The organism is Haemophilus sp. CCUG 60358 (assembly GCF_001679485.1).
Taxonomy (GTDB): Bacteria; Pseudomonadota; Gammaproteobacteria; order Enterobacterales; family Pasteurellaceae; genus Haemophilus_D.
Genome location: NZ_LZOZ01000008.1, coordinates 447 through 23,645 on the forward strand (window position 1 = coordinate 447; position 23,199 = coordinate 23,645).

General features: G+C 41.0%; 23 protein-coding genes and 2 pseudogenes. 12 read left to right on the top strand and 13 right to left on the bottom strand.

From position 1 onward, the window contains the following. The 7 genes and pseudogenes from A9500_RS02550 to polA all read right to left on the bottom strand — a co-directional run. Positions 1-974 (bottom strand): annotated as a pseudogene (locus A9500_RS02550) (cell wall anchor protein); the annotation flags it as partial. Between the two features lie 20 nt (positions 975-994). Continuing rightward, complete coding sequence (locus A9500_RS02555; protein WP_065243783.1) at positions 995-1,471, bottom strand: hypothetical protein; 477 nt, start codon at positions 1,469-1,471, stop codon at positions 995-997. A 242-nt stretch (positions 1,472-1,713) separates the two neighbouring features. Next, on the bottom strand, positions 1,714-1,935 hold the full coding sequence (locus A9500_RS02560; RefSeq protein WP_005626781.1) for a sulfurtransferase TusA family protein: 222 nt from the start codon (positions 1,933-1,935) through the stop codon (positions 1,714-1,716). A gap of 9 nt (positions 1,936-1,944) precedes the next feature. After that, positions 1,945-2,988 (bottom strand): YeeE/YedE family protein, encoded by a 1,044-nt coding sequence (locus A9500_RS02565; RefSeq protein ID WP_065243784.1) that lies wholly within the window; start codon positions 2,986-2,988, stop codon positions 1,945-1,947. A gap of 166 nt (positions 2,989-3,154) precedes the next feature. Then, positions 3,155-4,459 carry a serine dehydratase subunit alpha family protein gene (locus tag A9500_RS02570; RefSeq protein WP_065243785.1) on the bottom strand — a complete coding sequence of 435 codons (1,305 nt, stop codon included), beginning with the start codon at positions 4,457-4,459 and terminating at the stop codon, positions 3,155-3,157. Positions 4,460-4,477: 18 nt separating this feature from the next. After that, the gene (locus A9500_RS02575) at positions 4,478-4,792 is read right to left on the bottom strand and encodes a cupin domain-containing protein (RefSeq protein WP_065243786.1); all 315 of its coding nucleotides are present in this window, start codon (positions 4,790-4,792) and stop codon (positions 4,478-4,480) included. An 11-nt stretch (positions 4,793-4,803) separates the two neighbouring features. After that, the gene (gene polA / locus A9500_RS02580) at positions 4,804-7,602 is read right to left on the bottom strand and encodes a DNA polymerase I (protein WP_065243787.1); all 2,799 of its coding nucleotides are present in this window, start codon (positions 7,600-7,602) and stop codon (positions 4,804-4,806) included. A gap of 160 nt (positions 7,603-7,762) precedes the next feature. Between polA and A9500_RS02585 the strand changes: the two genes are divergently transcribed. Then, the gene (locus A9500_RS02585) at positions 7,763-8,068 is read left to right on the top strand and encodes a cell division protein ZapA (protein ID WP_065243788.1); all 306 of its coding nucleotides are present in this window, start codon (positions 7,763-7,765) and stop codon (positions 8,066-8,068) included. A 49-nt stretch (positions 8,069-8,117) separates the two neighbouring features. Here A9500_RS02585 and A9500_RS02590 read toward each other — a convergent pair whose 3' ends face one another. Together A9500_RS02590 and ispB are read right to left on the bottom strand one after the other, a co-directional pair. After that, the gene (locus A9500_RS02590) at positions 8,118-8,858 is read right to left on the bottom strand and encodes an epoxyqueuosine reductase QueH (protein WP_065243789.1); all 741 of its coding nucleotides are present in this window, start codon (positions 8,856-8,858) and stop codon (positions 8,118-8,120) included. 1 nt (position 8,859) lies between these two features. Next, positions 8,860-9,849 carry an octaprenyl diphosphate synthase gene (gene ispB, locus A9500_RS02595; RefSeq protein ID WP_005697829.1) on the bottom strand — a complete coding sequence of 330 codons (990 nt, stop codon included), beginning with the start codon at positions 9,847-9,849 and terminating at the stop codon, positions 8,860-8,862. A 229-nt stretch (positions 9,850-10,078) separates the two neighbouring features. Here ispB and rplU point away from each other — a divergent pair, with 229 nt between their 5' ends. The 4 genes from rplU (at position 10,079) to cgtA (ending at position 12,972) form a co-directional block, all read left to right on the top strand. Beyond that, positions 10,079-10,390, top strand: coding sequence for a 50S ribosomal protein L21 (gene rplU / locus A9500_RS02600; RefSeq protein ID WP_065243790.1), 312 nt, complete (start codon positions 10,079-10,081; stop codon positions 10,388-10,390). A gap of 20 nt (positions 10,391-10,410) precedes the next feature. After that, positions 10,411-10,668 carry a 50S ribosomal protein L27 gene (gene rpmA / locus A9500_RS02605; RefSeq protein ID WP_005539872.1) on the top strand — a complete coding sequence of 86 codons (258 nt, stop codon included), beginning with the start codon at positions 10,411-10,413 and terminating at the stop codon, positions 10,666-10,668. A 186-nt stretch (positions 10,669-10,854) separates the two neighbouring features. Further along, complete coding sequence (locus tag A9500_RS02610; protein WP_065243791.1) at positions 10,855-11,772, top strand: DMT family transporter; 918 nt, start codon at positions 10,855-10,857, stop codon at positions 11,770-11,772. Positions 11,773-11,799: 27 nt separating this feature from the next. Further along, the gene (gene cgtA, locus A9500_RS02615) at positions 11,800-12,972 is read left to right on the top strand and encodes an Obg family GTPase CgtA (RefSeq protein WP_005697855.1); all 1,173 of its coding nucleotides are present in this window, start codon (positions 11,800-11,802) and stop codon (positions 12,970-12,972) included. 50 nt (positions 12,973-13,022) lie between these two features. Here cgtA and ykgO read toward each other — a convergent pair whose 3' ends face one another. From ykgO to arcA, 4 genes are all read right to left on the bottom strand, one after another. After that, positions 13,023-13,160 (bottom strand): type B 50S ribosomal protein L36, encoded by a 138-nt coding sequence (gene ykgO, locus A9500_RS02620; protein ID WP_005695435.1) that lies wholly within the window; start codon positions 13,158-13,160, stop codon positions 13,023-13,025. A 9-nt stretch (positions 13,161-13,169) separates the two neighbouring features. Next, positions 13,170-13,436 (bottom strand): type B 50S ribosomal protein L31, encoded by a 267-nt coding sequence (locus A9500_RS02625; protein WP_005695437.1) that lies wholly within the window; start codon positions 13,434-13,436, stop codon positions 13,170-13,172. Between the two features lie 160 nt (positions 13,437-13,596). Then, positions 13,597-14,079: an SsrA-binding protein SmpB gene (smpB, locus tag A9500_RS02630; protein WP_049357636.1), complete on the bottom strand. Its 483-nt coding sequence runs from the start codon at positions 14,077-14,079 to the stop codon at positions 13,597-13,599. 112 nt (positions 14,080-14,191) lie between these two features. Continuing rightward, the gene (gene arcA / locus A9500_RS02635; protein ID WP_065243792.1) at positions 14,192-14,905 is read right to left on the bottom strand and encodes a two-component system response regulator ArcA; all 714 of its coding nucleotides are present in this window, start codon (positions 14,903-14,905) and stop codon (positions 14,192-14,194) included. 179 nt (positions 14,906-15,084) lie between these two features. Here arcA and A9500_RS02640 point away from each other — a divergent pair, with 179 nt between their 5' ends. The 7 genes and pseudogenes from A9500_RS02640 (at position 15,085) to A9500_RS02670 (ending at position 23,148) form a co-directional block, all read left to right on the top strand. After that, positions 15,085-16,851, top strand: coding sequence for a protein-disulfide reductase DsbD (locus A9500_RS02640; protein WP_065243793.1), 1,767 nt, complete (start codon positions 15,085-15,087; stop codon positions 16,849-16,851). A 117-nt stretch (positions 16,852-16,968) separates the two neighbouring features. Next, positions 16,969-17,366: pseudogene (locus A9500_RS02645) on the top strand (DoxX family protein). 181 nt (positions 17,367-17,547) lie between these two features. Further along, positions 17,548-19,146 carry a bifunctional phosphoribosylaminoimidazolecarboxamide formyltransferase/IMP cyclohydrolase gene (gene purH / locus A9500_RS02650; RefSeq protein WP_065243794.1) on the top strand — a complete coding sequence of 533 codons (1,599 nt, stop codon included), beginning with the start codon at positions 17,548-17,550 and terminating at the stop codon, positions 19,144-19,146. 193 nt (positions 19,147-19,339) lie between these two features. Beyond that, complete coding sequence (gene purD, locus A9500_RS02655) at positions 19,340-20,635, top strand: phosphoribosylamine--glycine ligase (RefSeq protein WP_065243795.1); 1,296 nt, start codon at positions 19,340-19,342, stop codon at positions 20,633-20,635. A 14-nt stretch (positions 20,636-20,649) separates the two neighbouring features. Next, complete coding sequence (locus A9500_RS02660; protein WP_065243796.1) at positions 20,650-21,873, top strand: DUF711 family protein; 1,224 nt, start codon at positions 20,650-20,652, stop codon at positions 21,871-21,873. 63 nt (positions 21,874-21,936) lie between these two features. Beyond that, complete coding sequence (locus tag A9500_RS02665) at positions 21,937-22,482, top strand: hypothetical protein (protein WP_065243797.1); 546 nt, start codon at positions 21,937-21,939, stop codon at positions 22,480-22,482. Between the two features lie 96 nt (positions 22,483-22,578). Next, complete coding sequence (locus tag A9500_RS02670; protein ID WP_065243798.1) at positions 22,579-23,148, top strand: hypothetical protein; 570 nt, start codon at positions 22,579-22,581, stop codon at positions 23,146-23,148. The last annotated feature ends 51 nt before the right edge of the window (positions 23,149-23,199 follow it).

Below are 23,199 nucleotides of genomic sequence, written 5' to 3' on the forward strand. Positions count from 1 at the left end.
GTTACTTCTACAGTATCACCGACTTCAGCATCACCAGGTACTTTCACTTTCACTGAGCCATCAGTGGTTGATGGAGTCACTTCCGGTGCGCTTGGTGCAGTCGTATCTGGTGTTGCTGAGTTATTACCTGCATTCACGGTACCTTCTTCACCTGTGTTACCTGCGTTGTCAGTTGCTTTCGCCGTCACTGGAGAGCCATCTTTCACTTTATCTGCTGGGATGGTTGCTTTACCGCTAACAGGATCTACTGCAACATCTGGGTTGTTTGAAGTCCAGTTGCCGTCGTTACCTTTAGTCAAGGTTGCAGTTTTCGGTGTGCCTGCTTCATCGGTGTAGTTCACTTCTACAGACTTGGTATCTGCATCTGCAGGAGGAGTCACTTCTACTGAGCCGTTGTCTTTCGCTTCAACAGTTGGTTTAGCTGGTGCTGTTGTGTCTTTAGCAGTATTGCTATTGTTATTAGCGTTATTTGACGAGCCGCCACCGTTACTGCCACTTGCTGCTGCGATAATACCACCTACAGCAGCCACACCTGCCGCCATCCATAACCAGTTTGGATTGAATGCCCAGAATGGTGCAGCTACGCTATTTCCACCTAATGCTTGTGGTGCAAAAACTTGATCGGCAAGCAATGTCACTGCATCGCTTTCCATACCGCTTTGAGGAACGTAAGCGTAGTATTGTCCATCTTCAGCCATACCTAATAATAATTCAGTATTATCATGCTCATAATAGCCTTCAAGTACTAAATCGCTTTCTTTATTGATATCGGTACCTTCAAATGCAATATGAAGATCGTTTCCAACACGTTTGGTGTCGATCATTTCAGGTGCATATTGTGTTGCTTCGTCAACCAATTCATAGTTCACATTGGGTTGTGCTTTGATGATAACTTTTTTATTTGCCGCATTTAATTTTACGGTTTCAATAGTTTCATTACCGTTATTAATCTTTACGCTAATATTTCTTGACATAAATCATATCCTTTCATTGATTAATGAGTTGTACAAGCCGTGTTATTTACACGAGAGATAGTGTGTGCTTGATGTTTGATTGTTTTTAATATGTCTTGTGCTGTTTCTGCATCTACCTCTTTTAATTGTGGTTTCGATGCATTAGACGTATCTACGTAGAAATAATGCACAGATTGTTTCGCTAGGTTTACATTTAAGTTTGTTCCTGGCTTCATTGCAACATAATAAGCTTCAAGTGCGGTTGGTTTTGCACAAATTTCTGTTTTGGTGAAACCACCGACTTGAAGAGAAGAAAGGTATTCTCCATTTACTTTAATATTCACAGCAATAGAGTTTGAACCAGCATCAGTACGGAAAAATACTAAACCTGCATGATTTTCTTGCGGGTTAACATTAGCTGATTGATTATCAAAATTTGACCATCTTTCATTGCTTAATGTACAAGCAGCTAACATGGAGGCAGTAAAGACTGCAGTTAATAATTTAGAAAGCTTCATAGGTAGGTTCCTCCTAATATAATGATAATAATTACAGTCTGTAGAGACTAAAAATCGCACAGATGTTGCTCGTGCTCGATGGGAGATTCTAGCTGAAATTTATAATAAAGGAAGACTATTTATAGTTTTTTTTGTACTAAATTTATACAATTTTTTAACCCTTTGTTTTATATGGCTTGATTATGGAAGTAACCAAGCCAAAAGGTAAAGAGACAGTTCTTTCTTGAATAAAGATTTATTGATTATTTGACCACCGTAATTGACCATTTTGCATCATCAATTTGTTCGAAGTTGGTCACTTCATAACCTTCTTCAGCCGCCCAAGCGGGAATGGCTTCAGTGGCTTGTGTGCAGTCGAATTCAATTTCTAGGCCATCGCCTTTGTTTAACTTAGCCATAGCTTCCTTGGCTTCAACGAGAGGAAAGGGGCAAACAAGGCCGAGTGTTGGTAATTTAACGATCATATAAACTCCTTATGATGCTTTTGCTAATTTTAAACGTTGTGGACGGATAATGGTGAAGTAGGCTGCTACCCAAGTGCCGAGAATCATCAATGGCAATGAGACCCAACCTTGCCAAGAGAAAAAGGCAGTTTCGACTAAGCCATTACCGATAGAACAGCCACCCGCAAGGGTTGCACCAATGCCCATGAGAATACCACCGAGTCCGCTGCGTAGAATCGTGGTGGCATCCGGTACGCGGACACGAAATTCATTGCTTGCTTTCGCGCCGATGAATGATCCAATAAAAATCCCTAAAACTAAGAATACGCCCCAGTTAATAAATTTACCATCGCCAGTAACGAGGAATTGCATGATATTGGCTGAGGGACCAGTGATCCCAAGTCCAAACTCACGACCTGTAGCGACACTGAGTGGCCAAGCGACAAGTGCGATTAATCCGATTAATACGGCAGAGAAAAATGGGTGCCAGCGTTTTTCAAATAATAAGTGAGCAAGTCCCGTTTTCTTCGGTTTTAATGTCGCGACTTTTACGCTTGGTTTACTGAGATGTTTGTACACATAGAAAGCTGTCACTAAAGTTAATAATGCGACTAACCACCAAGGTGAGATACCGAATGTATCGTAAATGTTGCGTTGTTCGATATTGATACTGCGTAAAGTTTTATTGAGTTCGCCTAATGGGCCAGTACGCATGATGGCACTTAATAACATATAAGTGAATAACGCAACCCAACTGCCGACTAAGCCTTCCGCAGCACGGTACCACGTACCTGTCGCACAACCGCCAGCAAGAACAATACCGATGCCAAACACAAAGGCACCGATAATTACCGCTAAAAAGGTAAAATTTTCAGCCGGATCGACATTTAATACACCGATTTCTTTTAAGAGAAAGAAACCGATGGATTGCACGGTAATCGCCAATAGAAGGGCTACAAACATTTTGTTATTTTTGGTGACATACATATCGCGAAATGCGCCAGTAATACAAAAGCGCCCACGCTGCATCACAAATCCGAGTAAAATTCCGCAAAGTAATCCGGTTAAAAGCATAAATATTCCTTCTCTTTTAGAACTAAGTAGGTTGGTATTTTCTAAAAAAATAAGAAGGTAGCGCCAATAACTTTTGGCTAGAAAATATGTTTTTTTGATATAAAAAAAGTGCGGTCAGAAATTTGTGTGTTTTTCTGACCGCACTTTATCGTAAGTTATCACGATATTAAGGACAGGGTTTACTCACCATAATTTCAATCACTTGGCGATCAATATGATGCATACTCTTAGACGCAATTGAGCATAGATTGTCGATAGTACGATCGAGATCGTGTTCAACAATGCCTTCATTACCCGTCACATGGGTTTCATCCATGGCCATGAGTACTGATTTATAGCCAGAAGCCACACTGGTGGACACTTTCATTGCACAGCTATTGGATGCACCATCACAGATAATGCCACTGATATCGCCGATCATACTGCAAATACCCATGCTCACTGTTTCGAATTTCCCCGTAAGTAAATAGGCAATACCCGCACAGCTTCCCATTGATGCGGTTGTTACTGCGCAAAGGGCAGACAGTTTGGGTAATTTACTGTGGATATAAATGGCCATTAAGTGTGATAAGAAGAGAGCGCGGAGACGTTTTTCTTCACTCACGTTTAAATAATCGGCGACCACAACCACGGGCATAGTGGCGGCAATACCTTGATTGCCAGAGCCTGAATTACTCATTGCTGGTAATGTTGCCCCGCCCATACGCGCATCGGAGGCTGCAGTGGTTTCGATCATAATTTTGCTGAGCAAATCGTCTGACATTAAACCGCTACCAACTTGTTTGCGTAATGTTCTGCCAATGTGTAAGCCGTAATTTTCACGTAATCCTTCGTTAGACAGCGCTCGGTTTAGAGCGGCAGCTTGTCCGATAAAGCGGATTTTATCGAGCTCAACTTCACAAGAAAATTTAAAGATTTCACGTGCGCTCACCTGTTTGAAAATATCATAAGGATCGCAATCAGCACATTCATCATGTTCTTTCTCAAAAACAACTTCGCCATTTTTTTCAATTAAAATGATGTTTGTGTGTTGATCTTGAATCGCTACTTTCACTCGGTCATTATCGGCAAACAACACGGCTTCTGAATATAAGATATGATCGGTTTGATGAATATCCACATTAACGAGCTTTTTATCAAGCATCGCCTTGGCTTGGGATACTTGTTCTGGCGTGATGTGCTTTAATACTTCTAATTCACCCTCTGGGTCGCCACCTAAAGCACCAATCGCCGCGGCAATAGGTAAGCCCACCATGCCTGTTCCAGGCACAGCAACACCTAATCCATTTTTCATTAAGTTTGGTGATACCTTGGCTTCAATACGTTCAGGTGCTTTGCCTAAATATTTAGCCGCTGTTGCTGCTGCAAGCGCCAAAGAGATAGGTTCAGTACAGCCAAGTGCCGGAACCACATCGCGTTCTACAATTTGAATTAATGATTTTTCGATTTCGTTGAGTCTTTCTTGATTCATAAAATTCTTTTTAATCTGTTAAATGCTGTCTTCTTTCTCTATGACTAATATGCGCGCTTCACCTTGTGGATGAGCAACGTGTTCGGTACCGATACCCGCATAAAAAATATCACCTGTATGGAGCAATACGGTTTTCTCTTGGCCGTCTTCTTTGTAGCGCATTTCCACCGTCCCATCCATGACAGCAAAGACTTCTTCACCGTCATTGATATGCCATTTGTAAGGCTTATCTGTCCAGTGAAGACGCACGGAGATGCCATTCATATTGGTAATATCAAGGGCTCCCCAAGCGCGTTCAGCCGTAAAGAGGTGACTTCTAATAACTTTATTCATGACTAAATTTGTTAGTGAGCCTCATCCCAGTTGTTGCCTTGCCCCACATCTACAATCAATGGCACCACTAAATTAGTCGCACTTTCCATTTGTGTTTTGATGAGCTCGCTATAAAACGCGACTTTTTCTGACCGCACTTCAAACACCAATTCATCGTGCACTTGCATAATCATTGCAATATCGGGATCGTTTTGTAGTGTTTGATCCAATTGAATCATGGCACGTTTGATAATGTCTGCGGCGGTGCCTTGCATTGGTGCATTGATCGCGACACGTTCGGCAGCTTTACGGCGCATACCGTTAGAAGAGTTGATATCCGGTAGATATAAACGACGGCCGAATAGGGTTTCCACATAGCCTTGGGCTTTGGCTTTTTCACGAATATCATGCATAAAGGTTTGTACGCCAGGATAGCGTTTGAAATACAAATCCATATAGCTCTGGGCATCCGCACGGCCAATACCGAGTTGACGCGATAAGCCAAAGGCAGACATACCATAAATTAAACCGAAGTTAATGGCCTTAGCATTGCGGCGTTGTTCGGACGTCACTTCATCCAGTGCCACGCCAAAGATTTCTGCTGCGGTAGAGCGGTGAATATCTTTGCCTTGGGTAAAGGCGTTAATTAAGCCTTGATCCTGTGATAGGTGCGCCATAATGCGTAGTTCGATTTGTGAATAGTCGGCCGCAACAACAGTAAATCCTTCGCGGGCGATAAAAGCTTGACGAATACGGCGACCTTCTTCATTACGAATCGGAATGTTTTGCAGATTCGGATCGCTTGATGAAAGACGACCAGTGGCTGTCACCGCTTGATGGTAGGAAGTATGCACTCTACCCGTTTGTGGATTCACCATTTGCGGTAATTTGTCGGTGTAGGTGGATTTTAGTTTGCTGAGACCACGATGTTCTACCAACACTTTCGGTAATTCATGGCTAAATGCCAGTTCCTCCAATACTTCCTCGTTAGTAGATGGCGCACCTTTTGGTGTTTTTTGAATAACCGGCAAACCTAATTTATCAAATAAAATTTCCTGTAATTGTTTGGTTGAGGCCAAATTAAATGGCTGCCCCGCCAAGACATAGGCCTGTTCTTCTAATTCACTTAAACGGTTAGCGATTTCGTTAGATTGTAGGAATAGTGCATCGCTATCAATTAAGACACCACGACGTTCCATACGGGAAAGTACGCCTAACAACGGCAATTCCATTTCTTTAAAGAGTTTTTCCAGAGTGGGTTCTTTAGAGAGTTTTTCCCATAGCACTTGTTGCAGCTTCATCGTTACATCAGCATCTTCCGCTGCGTACTCGGCGGCTTTTTCCAATGGAATTTGGTTGAAGGTCAGCTGATTTTTACCTTTGCCTGCAATCTCTTCAAAAGTGATTGTTTGATGCCCTAAATAACGTTTCGCCAGATCGTCCATATTGTGGCGACCGGTGCTATTGAGCACATAGGACTCCAGCATGGTATCGAAAGCCACACCTTGCACATCAATGCCATTACGGGCAAAGATGGTGAGATCGTATTTGAAGTTTTGACCGACTTTTTGAATGGCTGGATTTTCTAAAATCGGTTTTAACAGAGCAAGTGCGGTTGTTTTTTCGAGAGTTTTTGGTGCGCCTAAATAATCTAATTGTAGCGGTAAATAAGCAGCTTCACCGTTTTCTAGGGCAAAGGAAATGCCCACCAAGTTGGCGGCCATATAATCTAAATTATCGGTTTCAGTATCTAAGGCAAAAAGTTTGGCTTGTTTGAGTTTGTCCACCCAACGATTTAAATCCGCTTCTGTGAGCAAGGTTTCATAACGGCTGCGATCAATTTGAATTGCCGGCAATGTTTCATCGCTATTGTATTGAGCGAGCGCAGGCGTAACTTGATAGTGATTAATCTTGGTTGGTTGTTCGTTATTATTGGTGATGGAATCAGCACCATTCATCACTTCATTGAGCCAACGTTTAAATTCATAACGGCCGAAATATTCAGTGAGTTGATCGTTATTGCTTGCGCCAAGAGTGAGTTGCTCTGGAGTAATATCGAGGGCAACATCGGTTTTGATGGTGGCAAGGCGATAGGATAAGTCGGCCATTTCTTTTTCAGCCAATAATTTATCCCCTAATTTTTTTGCCCCACGAATTGGCAATTCAGCCACTTTGTCTAAGTTGGCATAAATTTCTGCCATGCTGCCGATACCCTGCAAGAGGCCAAGAGCGGTTTTTTCACCCACACCCGCTACGCCTGGAATATTATCGGCGCTATCGCCCATTAGCGCTAAGTAATCGATGATGAGTTCCGGTGGAATACCGTATTTTTCAATCACGGCCTCGCGATCTAATAAGGTATTATTCATGGTGTTGATCAACATAATGTTGTCATCCACTAGCTGCGCCATGTCTTTATCGCCGGTGCTGATCAAGACTTTTTGATTGGCTTTGGAAGCCGCTACTGCTAGAGTACCGATGACATCATCAGCTTCAACACCTTCAATGACTAAAAGAGGAATGCCAAGGGCACGGATAATATCGTGTAACGGTTGAATTTGTTTGCGCAGATCATCTGGCATCGGTGGACGATGGGATTTATATTGTTCAAACATTTCATCACGGAAAGTTTTGCCTTTCGCATCAAAGACTACCGCAATATGGCTCGGTTGCACTTGTGAAATCAGGCTTTTGAGCATGTTCAATACACCGTACATGGCGCCAGTCGGTTCGCCGGCTGAATTGGTGAGTGGCGGAAATGCATGGAAAGCACGATATAAATAAGATGAACCGTCCACTAGGACTAATGGATTAGGAGCGATAGTTGGCATAAATATTCCGTTCAAAAATAATGAAAAGTGTCGCATTATAGCGTAAATTGCGAAATGGGGCGAACGGATAAAGTGCGGTCAATTAAACGTAAAAATTATGACGAAGGCATTTGGCTGTGGCATAATAGGAACACTTGAGCATTCAACATAAGGGAATAACATGTCATTAAAACTGGTTGAAGTTGTTGTATTAGGGCAAGTGCTGCGCTTGAATGTCCCTGCCAAACAAGAAGAGATTTTGCGTCAAGCAGCGCGCAATTTAGATCTTCAAGTGTCTGAAATGAAAGAGCGTACAGGTTTATTGCAATTAGACCGTGTGCTTTCTATTGTTGCCTTGAATTTAAGTTTTGAATTAACCCAAGAAAAGAATAAAAATGTCCAGATTGAAAACGTGTTATGTACGCGAATTCAGCAGTTAGATCATTCTTTAGAGAATGCATTAGGTGGGCGCCTTATCGTTGATTAAATAAAAAAAGAACCGCATGTTGAAAGTGCGGTTCTTTTTTTATGTATTTTTAATCGGGCGTGTAATAGAGTTTACCAATTTCAATTTTTTGTCGCCCTGTTTCTTCACGCCATTTATTGCTGTCTCGTAAAGAATAAACGCAGCCACAATATTCTTGCTGATAAAAACGTTCACGCTTACTGATTTCGATCATGCGTTGCGATCCGCCAGCTTTACGCCAGTTGTAATCCCAATAAATCACATCATCATATTTTTCAGCCGCACGGTGACCGCAACCGTTGATTTGATCCATGTCTTTCCAGCGAGAAATACCAAGGCAACTAGTAAACACAGGGAAACCATGCTCATGAGCATATTCAGCGGCTTTTTCAAAACGCATATCAAAACACATGGTGCAACGGATGCCACGTTCAGGTTCCCATTCCATGCCTTTTGCGCGATCAAACCATTGTTGACGATCGTAATCAGCATCAATAAACGGAATCCCAAATTTTTGGGCAAAGCGGATATTTTCTTCTTTACGAATTAAATATTCTTTTAATGGATGAATATTCGGGTTGTAAAAATAAATCGTAAATTCAATACCCGAGGCCAAAATGGCTTCCATCACTTCACCTGAGCAAGGCGCACAGCAGGAGTGGAGAAGTAACTTATTATGTCCTTCGGGTAATTCGAGTTTTTCACGAATAAAAGGCGCATTGGGATCCTTGCGCACTTTTTGTTTACGCGGTTTTTGAAATTTAGCTTGAGAATCGACCGCACTTTGCGGTTGAATTTGTTCTTCAGTCATATTAATAAGTTCGGTCTACCGATAAATAAGCCAGTGAAATTAAGGCTTTTTTGTATTCGCTTTCAGGTAATAAGGCAATAGCATCAACCGCTTTTTTGGCTTCTTGTTTCGCACGATCCATCGCATAATCAAGGGATTTATGTTCAGCCATAATCGCAAGCACTTCATCGATCGCATCACGTTTTCCGCCTTGTTCAATGGCTTCGCGAATAAGCGCGGCTTGTTGTGGATTACCGTGACGCATTGCGTGTAATAAAGGAAGAGTTGGTTTACCTTCGGCGAGGTCGTCACCCACATTTTTGCCTAATGCTGCAGCGTTGGCGCTGTAATCTAGCACGTCATCTACTAATTGGAATGCGGTACCGAGATAGCGACCATATTCTTGAAATGCGGTTTCAATTGATTTTTCAGCACCCGCGACAATCGCAACAGATTGTGCCGCCACTTCAAATAAGCGTGCTGTTTTACTATAAATCACGCGCATATAGCTTTCTTCTGTGGTATCCGGATCATTCACATTCATCAATTGTTGAACTTCACCTTCAGCCAACACGTTGGTGGCATCTGCCATAATGCGAAGAATATCTAGCGATTGTAACTGCGCCACTAATTGGAATGCACGAGTATAAATGAAGTCGCCCACTAATACGCTAGCGGCATTACCAAAGGCAGAGTTTGCCGTTGCGCGGCCTCGACGCATATCAGACTCATCCACCACATCATCATGTAATAAAGAAGCGGTGTGAATAAATTCTACAAAGGTCGCACAAGTGGCCACTTTATCGCTTTCGTAGCCTAATGCACGCGCTGCTAAAACCGCAATAAGTGGTCGAATACGTTTTCCGCCACCCTGTACAATATAAAAACCAAGCTGATTAACCATCGGCACGTCTGAGTTAATTTGTGCTAAAATAGCTTGGTTGACTTTCTGCATATCCGCATCGGTTAATGCTTGGATTGCATGCATATCCATTAAATCTTGTTTGTTCATCTTCATTTGGTTCGATGGTTGTGTATATTAAAGAAAAGTGCGGTGAATTTTACCCGATTTTTCAAAGTTTCTGAAATTAAACTCGAGGAAAAGCGCTTTTTTTTATTTTATTGCAAATAAGTGCTTGCGATCGAGTTGTTTTTTCCGTAGAATTTGCGACCTATTTATATGAATTTTGAAGTGCGGACCGAAAATAGTAACGGAGAAGCACAATTATAGCGGAGTATTTATGTACGCAGTTTTCCAAAGTGGCGGTAAACAACACCGTGTGAGCGAAGGTCAAGTAGTTCGTTTAGAAAAACTTGAACTTGCAACTGGCTCAACAGTTGAGTTCGACTCAGTGTTGATGGTCGTTAATGGTGAAGATATTAAAATTGGTGCACCAGTAGTAGCTGGCGCGAAAGTAGTGGCTGAAGTTGTGGCACAAGGTCGTGGCGATAAAGTTAAAATCGTTAAGTTCCGTCGTCGTAAACACAGCCGTAAACAACAAGGTCATCGTCAGTGGTTCACAGAAGTGAAAATCACTGGGATTCAAGCATAATTTCAGAGGAGATCAAGTAGATGGCAACTAAAAAAGCTGGTGGTTCAACTCGTAACGGTCGTGATTCTGAAGCTAAACGCCTTGGTGTTAAACGTTTCGGTGGCGAATCTGTGTTAGCAGGTAGCATCATTGTACGTCAACGTGGTACTAAATTCCACGCAGGTAACAACGTAGGTATGGGCCGTGACCACACCTTATTTGCTACCGCAGACGGTAAAGTAAAATTTGAAGTGAAAGGCGAGAAAAGCCGTAAATACGTAAGTATTGTAACTGAATAATTTTACATCTGATTTGATAAACGCCCCGCATTATCTGTGGGGCGTTTTCTTTGTTTTCTTACCTATGATTTACAATCATTAATCAAATCTGTTATCTTGGCACTGTCATTCATTCTCTTTAATATTTCTTAGAATGAAATTTACCTGAATTCCTAACTGTGCTTTAGCCAAATAAAGGAAGACATCATGAAACAACAACCTCTTTTAGGATTTCTATTTGCTTTAATTACAGCGATGGCATGGGGATCTTTACCTATTGCGTTAAAACAGGTTTTATCCGTGATGACGCCACAAACGATCGTGTGGTATCGCTTTATTGTGGCATTTCTAGCGCTCTTTATTTTGCTTGCCTATAAGAAAAAATTGCCACAATTTTTGAAAGGTGGTCGATTCATTTGGCTTGTGCTCATTGGTGTTGCAGGATTATCGGGTAATTTCTTTTTATTTAATAGCTCACTTAACTTTATCGATCCTCCTTCAGCTCAAATTTTTATTCATTTTTCCTCTTTTGGCATGTTGATTTGCGGTATTTTTGTCTTTAAAGAAAAGCTTGGATTACATCAAAAGATTGGTTTAGGTCTGTTATTGGCTGGGTTAGTGCTTTTCTTCAATGATAAATTTGAGGTGTTTAAAGGAGAGAGTGGTTATTTAACGGGCGTCTTGCTAAGCCTAACAGCTTCATTAGTTTGGGTTACTTATGGAATGGCACAGAAATTAATGCTTCGTCGTTTTAGTTCACAACAAATTTTATTAATGATGTATTTCGGTTGTCTGTTAGTATTTACGCCTGTTGCTGAATTTTCCCTAGTGAGAGAGCTCAGTCCGTTAGCATTTGGTTGTTTGGCTTATTGTTGCTTAAATACCTTATTTGGTTATGGCGCTTATGCTGAAGCCCTTAATCGTTGGGAAGTTTCTAAAGTAAGCGTTGTGATTACCTTAGTACCACTATTTACAATTTTCTTTGCTCATCTTGCGCATTATGCGAGCCCTGATAATTTTGCCGCGCCAGAATTAAATATGATTAGCTATATCGGAGCGTTTGTTGTAGTATGCGGAGCAATTTTGTCAGCAATCGGACATAAGTTATTACCGCAATCAAAGTAAAGTGCGGTTAAATATTGGAGAGTTTTTATGAAATTTATTGATGAAGCCCTGATTCGTGTGGAAGCAGGGGATGGTGGAAACGGTTGTGTAAGTTTCCGCCGTGAAAAATTTATCCCCAAAGGTGGCCCTGATGGCGGTGATGGCGGTGATGGCGGTGATGTTTATTTGGTTGCAGACGAAAACTTAAATACCTTGATCGATTATCGCTTTACAAAACGTTTTGCTGCAGAGCGTGGTGAGAATGGCCATAGCTCAGATTGTACAGGTCGCCGCGGTAAAGATATTACGTTACGTGTGCCAGTGGGAACGCGTGCAATTGATAATGACACTAAAGAAGTGCTTGGTGATTTAACAAAGCATGGCGCCAAAATGTTAGTGGCGAAAGGCGGTTATCATGGTTTAGGGAACACACGTTTTAAATCTTCAGTGAACCGTGCTCCTCGCCAAAAAACCATGGGTACACCAGGTGAAAAACGCGATTTATTATTAGAATTAATGCTTCTTGCGGATGTCGGGATGCTCGGTTTACCAAATGCAGGTAAATCCACTTTTATTCGTGCCGTTTCAGCTGCAAAACCAAAAGTCGCTGATTATCCATTTACCACTTTAGTGCCAAGTTTAGGCGTAGTGAAAGTGGATGAGAGCCACAGCTTTGTGGTGGCAGATATTCCTGGATTGATTGAAGGTGCATCGGATGGTGCAGGTTTAGGAATTCGTTTCTTAAAACATTTAGAACGCTGTCGTGTGTTAATTCATTTAGTGGATATTAACCCAATTGATGAATCCGATCCGGCAGATAATATTGCGATCATCGAGTCAGAATTATTCCAATATAGCGAAAAATTGGCAGATAAACCGCGTTGGTTAGTCTTCAACAAAATTGATACGATGACCGAAGAAGAAGCACATGAACGAGCACAAGAGATTACTGAACGTCTTGGTTGGGAAGAAGGGTATCACCTTATTTCTGCCGCAACCGGTAAAAATGTGCCACCACTTTGTCGTGATATTATGGATTTCATTGAAGCGAATCCACGTGATGCGGAAGTGGAAGAAAATAAACCAGAAGAAGTGAAATTCAAATGGGAAGATTACCATCAAGAACAGCTTGCTGAACATCAATTTGATGATGAAGATGACGACTGGGATGATTGGGACGAAGAAGATGAAGAAGGCGTTGAGTTTATTTACAAACCTTAATACCTAAATGAAAAAAGAGCGGAAATTTGACCGCTCTTTTTTTATTGGGGTTAACCTTTCTTTTTCCCACCTTGACGCGCTTTAAAGCGAGGGTTGGTTTTCGAAATGACATAGACGACACCGTGGCGACGAACAATTTTGCAGCCAGGACGGTTTTTTGCGCTTTTGAGTGAAGATAATACTTTCATTGAACATTCCTATTTTGATTTAAATGCGCCAAATTTACCGTAGCGGTTTGCAAATTCACTTGCACGACCTTCATTACCAATTTGACGAGTTTTACCGGTATAAAATGGGTGAGAAGCTGATGAGGTATCGCACATAAATACAGGGTATTCATTACCATCTTCCCATTTCATGGTGTTGTTGGTTTTAGCACAAGAACGAATGAGAAAGCCTTGTTTCGCGTTGGAATCGTAAAATAAAACGGTACGATAATTTTCAGGGTGAATGCCTTTTTTCATTAGAGCTCCTTATATAACGAAAAGAATTGGGCGAAGATACTAACTCAAAAGAGAATGATTATCAATATAGTTTTATTCATAGTCATGAGAATTTTTTTCATATTGAGAAAAAGAAAAATGCCTTTCGGTTGAAAGGCATTTTGTCAGTTTGGAGGGAGAGTTATCCACGATGTGCGTTTTTCATAATACGCTCTTTCGCCACTTTCCATTCACGCTCTTTAATATCATCACGTTTATCATGTTGTTTTTTACCTTTCGCAAGACCGATTTTGATCTTTGCCCAAGCACCTTTCCAATAAAGAGAAAGGGCAACAATGGTAAAACCATCACGGCTTGATTTACCGAAAAGATTATCCAGTTCACGTTTATTCAATAAAAGCTTACGCGTACGCGTCGGATCGCAAACCACGTGGGTAGAAGCCAAGCTTAATGGTTGAATGGTTGCACCAAATAAATAGGCTTCCCCGTTTTTAAAAATGATATAGCTGTCGCTGATATTGGCTTTACCTGCGCGCATTGATTTTACTTCCCAACCTTGTAATTCAAGGCCGGCTTCAATTTCATCTTCAATAAAATATTCGTGTCGAGCTCGTTTATTTAACGCAATGGTGTTGGAGCCGACTTTGACTTTTTTCTTGGTCATTGTTATCCGTTGTTTATTAATCGTAAATTGGCGTTGATTTTACCGAATCTCGCCGTGGATAGCAAAAAACAAAAGGCTGATTTGACTCAGCCTTTTATTACTTAATGATCAATTATTCTTCTAACTCACCACAGAAACGATAGCCTTCTCCATGTACGGTAGCAATGATTTCTGGGGTATTAGGATGATCTTCAAAATGTTTTCGAATACGACGAATTGTTACATCCACAGTACGATCTTGTGGTTTTAATTCACGTCCTGTCATTTTTAGCAATAATTCTTCACGAGTTTGCAATTTGCCAGGGTTTTCGCAGAAGTGCAACATGGCACGGAATTCACTACGAGGCAGTTTAAATTCAACGCCTTCAGGTGTGATTAAATTGTGGCTATTTAAATCCAGTGTCCACCCATTAAAACGATAGTTCTCACGTTGTAAATGGGTTTCTTTGCCATTTAGTGTCATGGTGCGATGCAATAAATTTCGTGCACGAATGGTGAGTTCTCTTGGGTTAAATGGTTTAGTGAGATAATCATCTGCCCCAATTTCCAAGCCTAAAATTTTATCGACCTCGTTATCTCGTCCCGTGAGGAAGATTAATGGAATTGCAGCTTTCTCACGTAACTCACGCCCTAGTAATAAACCATTTTTACCAGGTAAGTTGATATCTAATACGATGAGATTGACCGTTTCTGAGTTTAACTGACGATACATTTCCGCACCATCTTGTGCTTGTAATACCTCATAGCCCTCAGCTTCAAAAATTCCTCTTAACGTATTACGGGTTACCGCTTCATCTTCCACGATGAGAATTTTCGGGGTAGCCATTCATTGCTCCTTGTTATATTTTGTTATGAGCGTATTCTATAGTTGTAACATTGCTGTAACAACAGAAAAGTGCAGTCATTGTTTAAATTACATTTAATTTTATGATCTAAGTCATAAATTATTAACATTCCGCTTATCTATGCTAGAATTTTAGCAGGAACAATAGTTGGAACTTTATGATGAAGCGAATTCTTCTTTTTTTATTTTTTATTTTTACCGCACTTTCCACTCAAGCCGGTCTTTTTGATAAGAAACCGGCTTTCTTACCTGTGGATGAAGCTTTTCAATTTTCAGCTGCGAAAAGCGAGAATCAAGAAAATGTGATCGTTAATTGGTCGATTGCAGAAGGGTATTATCTCTATCAAGAGAAAATTTCCGTGAAGCTCAATCAAGAAGAAAATGCATCATTTGATGTAGCTACATTTTCTATTTCACCCGAAGATTATAACGATCCTTATTTCGGCTTGATGAAGATTTTCAAAAAGCCCGTGAAAGCTATTTTTAAAGCGAGTCAGCCGCCATTAAAAGCAGAAGATGTGGTTGAAATTGCTTACCAAGGTTGTACTGAGGGCTTTTGTTATCCGCCTGAAGTGAAAGAAATTAAAGTGGCAGATTTGCCTATTGCACAGGTAGCTAATACTGAAAAAACATCGGAAAACTCGACCGCACTTTCAGTGCAACCTAAAGCAGAACAAGACCGTTTAGCGGAAAGTTTATTTAACAGCAAATATGCTGTATTTGGTTTTTTCTTGTTAGGATTAGGTTTGGCCTTTACCCCTTGTGTGTTGCCAATGCTACCACTGCTTTCAGCGATAGTGATTGGCCAAAATCAGCGTCCTAATATGTGGCGCGCTTTTGCATTAAGCTTTGTGTATGTGCAGGGGATGGCGCTGACTTATACCTTGCTAGGCTTGGTTGTCGCCGCAATTGGTTTACCGTTCCAAGTGGCTTTACAACATCCTTATGTGATAATTGGTTTATCAATCATCTTTGTCTTGTTAGCCTTATCGATGTTCGGTGTATTTACCTTACAGCTCCCAAGCTCCTTACAAACAAAACTCTCTTTACTTAGCCAACAGCAAAAAGCCGGCGCTTTGGGTGGCGTGTTCTTAATGGGCATGATTGCAGGACTTGTGGCTTCACCTTGCACATCAGCACCGCTTTCTGGCGCCTTGCTTTATGTGGCGCAGAGTGGTGATTTATTTACTGGTGCGATCACGCTTTATTTGCTCGCGTTGGGCATGGGCGTACCACTGATTTTAATCACTTTATTTGGGAATAAAATCCTGCCTAAATCAGGCATGTGGATGGAAACCGTTAAAAAGCTTTTTGGCTTTGTGATGCTTGCATTACCGGTATTCTTAATTTCTCGTATTTTGCCAGATGAATGGACACCAAGATTATGGGCGATGCTCGGTACCGCATTTTTCATTTGGTTTGCTTTCCAAATGCCAAAAAATGGTACAGGTTGGGTATTCCGAATTCTCTTTTTAGTGGCGGCAATGATTAGTGTTAAACCACTTCAAACTTGGGTTTGGGGCGAAACCTCAACACCAAGTGCGGTCGAAAATAAAGTGGTTTCCCATGTTGAATTTAAGAAAGTGAAAAGCGAAGCTGAATTGCAACAAGCACTTGCTGAAAATAACAAATCACTTGTGATGCTCGATCTTTATGCGGATTGGTGTGTCGCTTGTAAAGAGTTTGAAAAAGAAACATTTAGTGATCCAAGTGTACAAAAAGCCTTTGGTGACATGCTGCTTCTTCAAGTCGATATGACAAAAAACTCCGAAGAAAACCGAGCTTTAATGACAAAATATAAAGTGTTAGGTTTACCGACAATTTTATTCTTTAACCAAGATGGAGAAGAAATTGAAGGCAGTCGTGTTAATGGATTTATGCCAGCTGTTGAATTTTTACAATGGATTGAGAAAATCAGCAAAGCGTAAGATTATTTCCTAATAGTAAAAAGTCATTTTCGATTTGAGGTATTGTTTAGCTTTAAGTTAATCATTAATATACGCCCCGTTCTCAAATCACTTTTTATTTTTTATTAGGAAAACTTTATGAAAAACTTAGAAAAATACTCTCCGTATGTTTTAGCTTTATTACGTATCATCGCTGCGTATATGTTTATCTTACACGGTACAGCGAAATTCTGGGAATTCCCAATTTCAATGACGAGCGGTAACGGTGCAGTGGGCGATCCAATGATGATCGTCGGTGGAGTAATCGAGATTGTCGGTTCAATCCTATTAATTTTAGGCTTATTTGTTCGCCCTGCGGCATTTATCCTTTCGGGTCAAATGGCTTATGCATATTTCTTTATGCTGTAGCAGGTAAAGGGAATTTATTCTTCCCAATCGCGAACGGTGGTGAACTTGCTTTACTTTACTCTCTCGTATTCTTCTATTTTGTGTTTGCCGGTGCCGGTGCATTTTCTTTAGATAACCGCAAACGTTAATCACATTATTCACACTGTTAGGTTGCCCGCATTTTGCGGGCTTTTTTGTTTTTTAAACCTCCTAAATAAGCAGCCGAACGTTGAAGTGCGCTTACTAGGAAAATTTTTTCTACATAAACGCAAACGTTTGCGTTATAATTCCCCGCGCTTATTTTTAACCATTTAATTAAAGGAAAATGTAATGACAGATCGTCCAATTCGTCAGGCTTTACTGAGTGTTTCTGATAAAACCGGTATCGTAGAATTTGCTCAAGGCTTAGTACAGCGTGGTGTAAAACTACTTTCCACAGGCGGTACTGCAAAATTGTTGGAGCAACATGGTTTGCCGGTGACTGAAGTGTCTGATTATACGGGATTCCCTGAAATGATGGACGGTCGAGTGAAAACCTTACATCCAAAAGTACATGGTGGGATTCTTGGTCGTCGTGGTACAGATGATGCCATCATGCAGCAACATGGCATTGAAGGCATTGATATGGTCGTCGTGAATTTATATCCGTTTGCAGCCACCGTGGCTAAACCAGATTGCACCTTGGCTGATGCGGTAGAAAATATCGATATCGGTGGACCAACCATGGTGCGTTCTGCCGCGAAAAACCATAAAGATGTGGCGATTGTGGTAAATAATGGTGATTTCAATGCAATTCTTGCAGAGATGGATAAACATCAGAACAGCCTAACGCTTGAAACTCGTTTTGACCTTGCGATTAAAGCATTTGAACATACTGCTCAATATGACTCCATGATTGCCAACTACTTTGGACAAATGGTGAAACCATATCATGTGGCAGAGGAAGAAGATGCCAATGCGAAGTGCGGTCAATTCCCACGGACTTTAAACCTTAACTTCGTGCGTAAACAAACCATGCGTTACGGCGAAAATGCCCATCAAAATGCTGCCTTCTATGTTGATTTGAATGTGAAAGAAGCGAGTGTGGCTACGGCTAATCAACTCCAAGGTAAAGCTTTGTCTTACAATAATATTGCAGACACCGATGCGGCACTTGAATGCGTGAAAGAATTTGATGAGCCAGCTTGTGTGATCGTTAAACATGCCAATCCATGCGGTGTGGCTTTAGGTAAAGATATTTTAGACGCCTATAATCGCGCTTACCAAACCGATCCAACTTCTGCATTTGGCGGCATTATTGCTTTCAACCGTGAATTAGACGAAAAAACGGCGAATGAAATTGTAGAGCGTCAATTCGTTGAAGTGATTATTGCGCCGAAAGTTTCTGCTGAAGCACAAGAAGTCGTGAAACGTAAGAAAAATGTTCGTTTGCTTGAATGTGGTGAATGGACCTCTCGTTCTGAACGTTTGGATTTCAAACGTGTAAACGGCGGTTTATTAGTACAAGATGCGGATTTAGGCATGGTTGGTGTGGATGATTTAAAAGTGGTGAGTAAACGTCAACCAACTGAACAAGAATTAAAAGACTTATTATTCTGCTGGAAAGTGGCGAAATTCGTGAAATCCAATGCCATTGTTTACGCCAAAGATAACCAAACCATCGGCATTGGTGCTGGCCAAATGAGCCGTGTGTATTCGGCCAAAATTGCAGGTATCAAAGCACAGGATGAAGGCTTAACCGTGGCTGGTTGTGTGATGGCATCTGATGCTTTCTTCCCATTCCGTGACGGCATTGATGCTGCGGCGAAAGTAGGGATTCAATGTGTGATCCATCCAGGTGGCTCAATGCGCGATCAAGAAGTCATCGATGCAGCAGATGAACATAATATGGTGATGGTATTAACTGGAATGCGTCATTTTAGACATTAATTTATATCGTAACTTCGCTCAATGAGCGAATTACTTTTTTACTTATTCCTCCCCCCCCTCTTTCGTAAAGAGGGGGCTGGGGGAGATTTAAACGATGCTAAATATACTATGAGGTTGAAATAACTTCTGCCAAATCTCCCCTTCCCCTCTTTGCTAAAGAGGGGGTTAAATTCAAAAAGATACAAGGAGCATTATGAACATCCTCATCATCGGAAATGGCGGTCGTGAACACGCCTTGGCTTGGAAAGCTGCACAATCTCCATTAGCGGACAAAGTTTTCGTTGCACCGGGCAATGCGGGTACAGCATTAGAGCAAAAAGTAGAAAACGTGAATATTTCTGCAACAGATATCCCCGCATTAGTGAAATTTGCTCAAGATAAGCAAATTGGATTAACCATTGTTGGCCCTGAAGCTCCGCTAGTGATTGGGGTAGTTGATGCATTTCGTGAAGCTGGATTGAAAATTTTTGGTCCAACTAAAGCGGCTGCGCAATTGGAAGGTTCAAAAGCATTCACCAAAGACTTCCTCGCTCGTCACAAAATTCCAACGGCAGAATATCAAAACTTCACCGAAGTAGAACCTGCATTGGCGTACTTGCGTGAAAAAGGTGCGCCAATTGTCGTCAAAGCAGATGGTTTGGCGGCGGGCAAAGGCGTAATCGTTGCAATGACATTGCAAGAAGCGGAAGAAGCTGTGCGTGATATGCTTTCTGGCAATGCTTTTGGCGAAGCGGGTAGCCGAGTGGTGATTGAAGAGTTTCTAGATGGCGAAGAAGCCAGTTTTATCGTCATGGTAGATGGTAAAAACGTCGAACCTATGGCGACTAGTCAAGATCATAAACGCGTGGGCGAAAATGATACAGGCTTAAATACTGGCGGTATGGGCGCGTATTCGCCTGCGCCAGTGGTGACACAAGAAATTCATGAGCGCATTATGCGAGAAGTGATTTATCCAACAGTCAATGGCATGGCAGCGGAAGGCAATGTTTACACAGGTTTCCTATACGCAGGATTAATGATTATGCCGAGCGGTCAGCCAAAAGTGATTGAATTTAACTGTCGTTTTGGCGATCCAGAAACCCAGCCAATTATGTTACGCCTTGAATCAGATCTGGTAGGATTTTGTCTTAAAGCTTGCGATGGTAAATTGAACGAAGTGAAATCCCAATGGAATCCAAAATCTTCCTTAGGGATTGTTTTGGCGGCTGAAGGCTATCCAGGCGATTATCGCAAGGGCGATGAAATCACCGGTTTGCCACAAAGTGCGGTCGAAAATGAGAAAGTTTTCTTAGCGGGCGTTGCAGAACAAGAAGGCAAGTTAGTTACGAACGGTGGTCGCGTGCTTTGTGTTACCGCATTAGGCGAAAGTGTATTTGAAGCACAACAAAAAGCCTTAAAACTCGCTGAACAAATTCAATGGTCTGGACGTTTTTATCGTCGAGACATTGGTTATCGTGCTGTTCAACGTGAACAAATAGATCATATTTAATATTAAGGAATCGCATGGATTATAAAAATAAAGAATTATGTCGTATTCGCACAATAAGCTTTTTTCTAACATTACATAAAGATAAATCGCAATGGGAAGACGCCCTTTATTCGGTGAAACGTGATGTTGATTTGTTATTGCCTGCTGTGCAGAAAACTGGTTATACCTTGCAATCTATTCGGGTCATTACCAATCCTTTTGGTGAATATTTGGATTTAACCAATTTGCAGACAGCAAAAGCAGATTTACAGTATTTAACGGAGTTATTGAATAAATTTAATGAAAGTGGAATTCGTATTCGATTTGCAATAGGCGCAGCGAGAAATAAAGAGGAAATTGCTTTATTACCAGAGCTAATCGCGGCTTATGGTGACTTGTGTAATGCTTGTGTCAACGTGCCATTAGATGAAAATGGTGTGTTAGATAATGAACTCATTGAGCAATCTGTTTATGTCGTACAAAAAATTGCGAATATCACACCGCGTGGTGAAGGTAATTTTAACTTTACGGTGAATTTTAACTGCAAGCCATTTATTCCTTATTTCCCTGCCGGTTATCATCTAAGTCATTTACCAAACAGTTTTGTCATTGGTTTAGAAACACCCGATTTATTAGTCGAAGTATTAAAATCTGTACCAAAGTCTCCTCATAATCAATTTTATGCAGATTGCTATCAAGCTATGTCGCAGGCTCTGCAATATCATGTAGATCAAGTATTAGAGATGTTAAGTGCGGTCAAATTATCAGGTGAATTTGAATTTGCAGGCATTGATAGTTCGGCGGCACCATCTAAAAATTGTGCATCCATGACAAAAGTTTATGAATTAATGGGATTGCCATATTTTGGTGCGGCTGGTTCAGTAGAAGTTTCTGCTTTACTGACAAAAGTGTTTAAATCAATCCAACGTGTGCCATTGGTTGGGTTTTCTGGATTAATGTTGGCGGTGACAGAAGATTTAGGTTTAGCCGAAGGGACACAAAAACACTATTTTGATATCCGTGCTTTACTGACTTATAGTGCAGTATGTGGTATCGGTTTAGACACAGTCCCAGTGGCGGGAGATGTCAAGGCAGAAAGCATTGCCGCTATTATGCGCGATACGGGAATGATGGCATTTCGCTTAAATAAACCACTAACTGTGCGTTTATTTCCCATTCCGAATAAGGTTGCAGGTGAAATATCAGAATTTGAGAGTGATGATTTATGTAACTGCCGCCTTTTACACATTCCTGATTAAACGAAAATTTCCCTATTTTGTTGTGATCAACGTTATCCCTACTGTCAATAAAAGGAGTATCTCATGAGAAAATTAATATTAGGTAGCCTTGTTGCTGTATTATTAACGGGTTGCTCGGGGGCTTCAAATGTCTCACAAAGCTCAACGTTAGATGGCGAGTGGATTTGTCATACTATCCCGACACAAGATAAACAAACTTACGATCGCTTAGATCACTTTGTCTTAAAGCCAGATGGAACAGGCGCCTTGCGAGGCATTTCCTACATTGAATTGGATAAAGAAACGACTGTTCGTTATTTAACAAAAGGTAAGGTGAAATGGCAGAGCCAAAATAATGTCTTGAGTTTTGATTTTGTTAATCGCGCGATGGTGCCTGCGCATAGTAACAATGTGGCTAAAGCCATCAAGCAAGATAAGAAATTACAAAAACAAGAAAAAGAGAAATTAGCTACGTTTTATAGCAAATCAGGCGATCACGTGAATATGCCAATTGAACTTAAACAGAATGGCAATCAACTAATTTTAGGTAAGGATTTTGCGACTTGCCGACGAGTCACCGAAAATGACAAAGATATTCAGTTATTGAATCAGTGGTTTGTGGCGAAATAAATACAATTATTTTAAGCTTGATAAAAAACAAGCGTGATTTTAACCGCACTTTATTTTTGATAGTGCGGAAATCAACTTAATAAAAGGAGTATTACTATGAAAAAATTAGTATTAGGTAGTCTTGTCGCTGTATTGCTCTCGGGATGCGCAACGGCACATCAGCAAACTGAACAGGAAAAAGCATTGGTGGGCGATTGGATTTGCCATGTTAAGCCTGCGGCAAAAGCCCCTTTACCAGTCGAGTATTTTGATTACATCACCTATCGAGCGGATCAAACTGTGCTGATGCGTGGTATCTCTCAGATTGATACAAAAGAAGGTTGGATGCGTTATTTATTGCAAGCCAAAGCCAAATGGCAGGCAGGTGATGGTAAATTGAGTTATGATTTTACCGATCGTCTATTTAAAACCGCCCATTCACCACAAGTTGCGAAAATCATAGAGCAAGTTCCAGAGTTTAAAGACTATGAGAAGGAATTTGTTTCACCTTGTGATCGTTGTGGTGATCATTTGGATATGAAGATTAAAATGAAAAGTCCAACAAGGATGACAAATTTTAATACTTATACGAAAGAAACCAGCCAATGCCGCAAACTCAGTGCGGGCGAGAAAACAAAAGAAGTTAAATTAATTGAAAAATTAGTAAAAGAAAAAGGCTCGATTTAGATAAATGAATGTTTTTCATTGTAATAATGAAAAATATGGTCGAAATTTTTG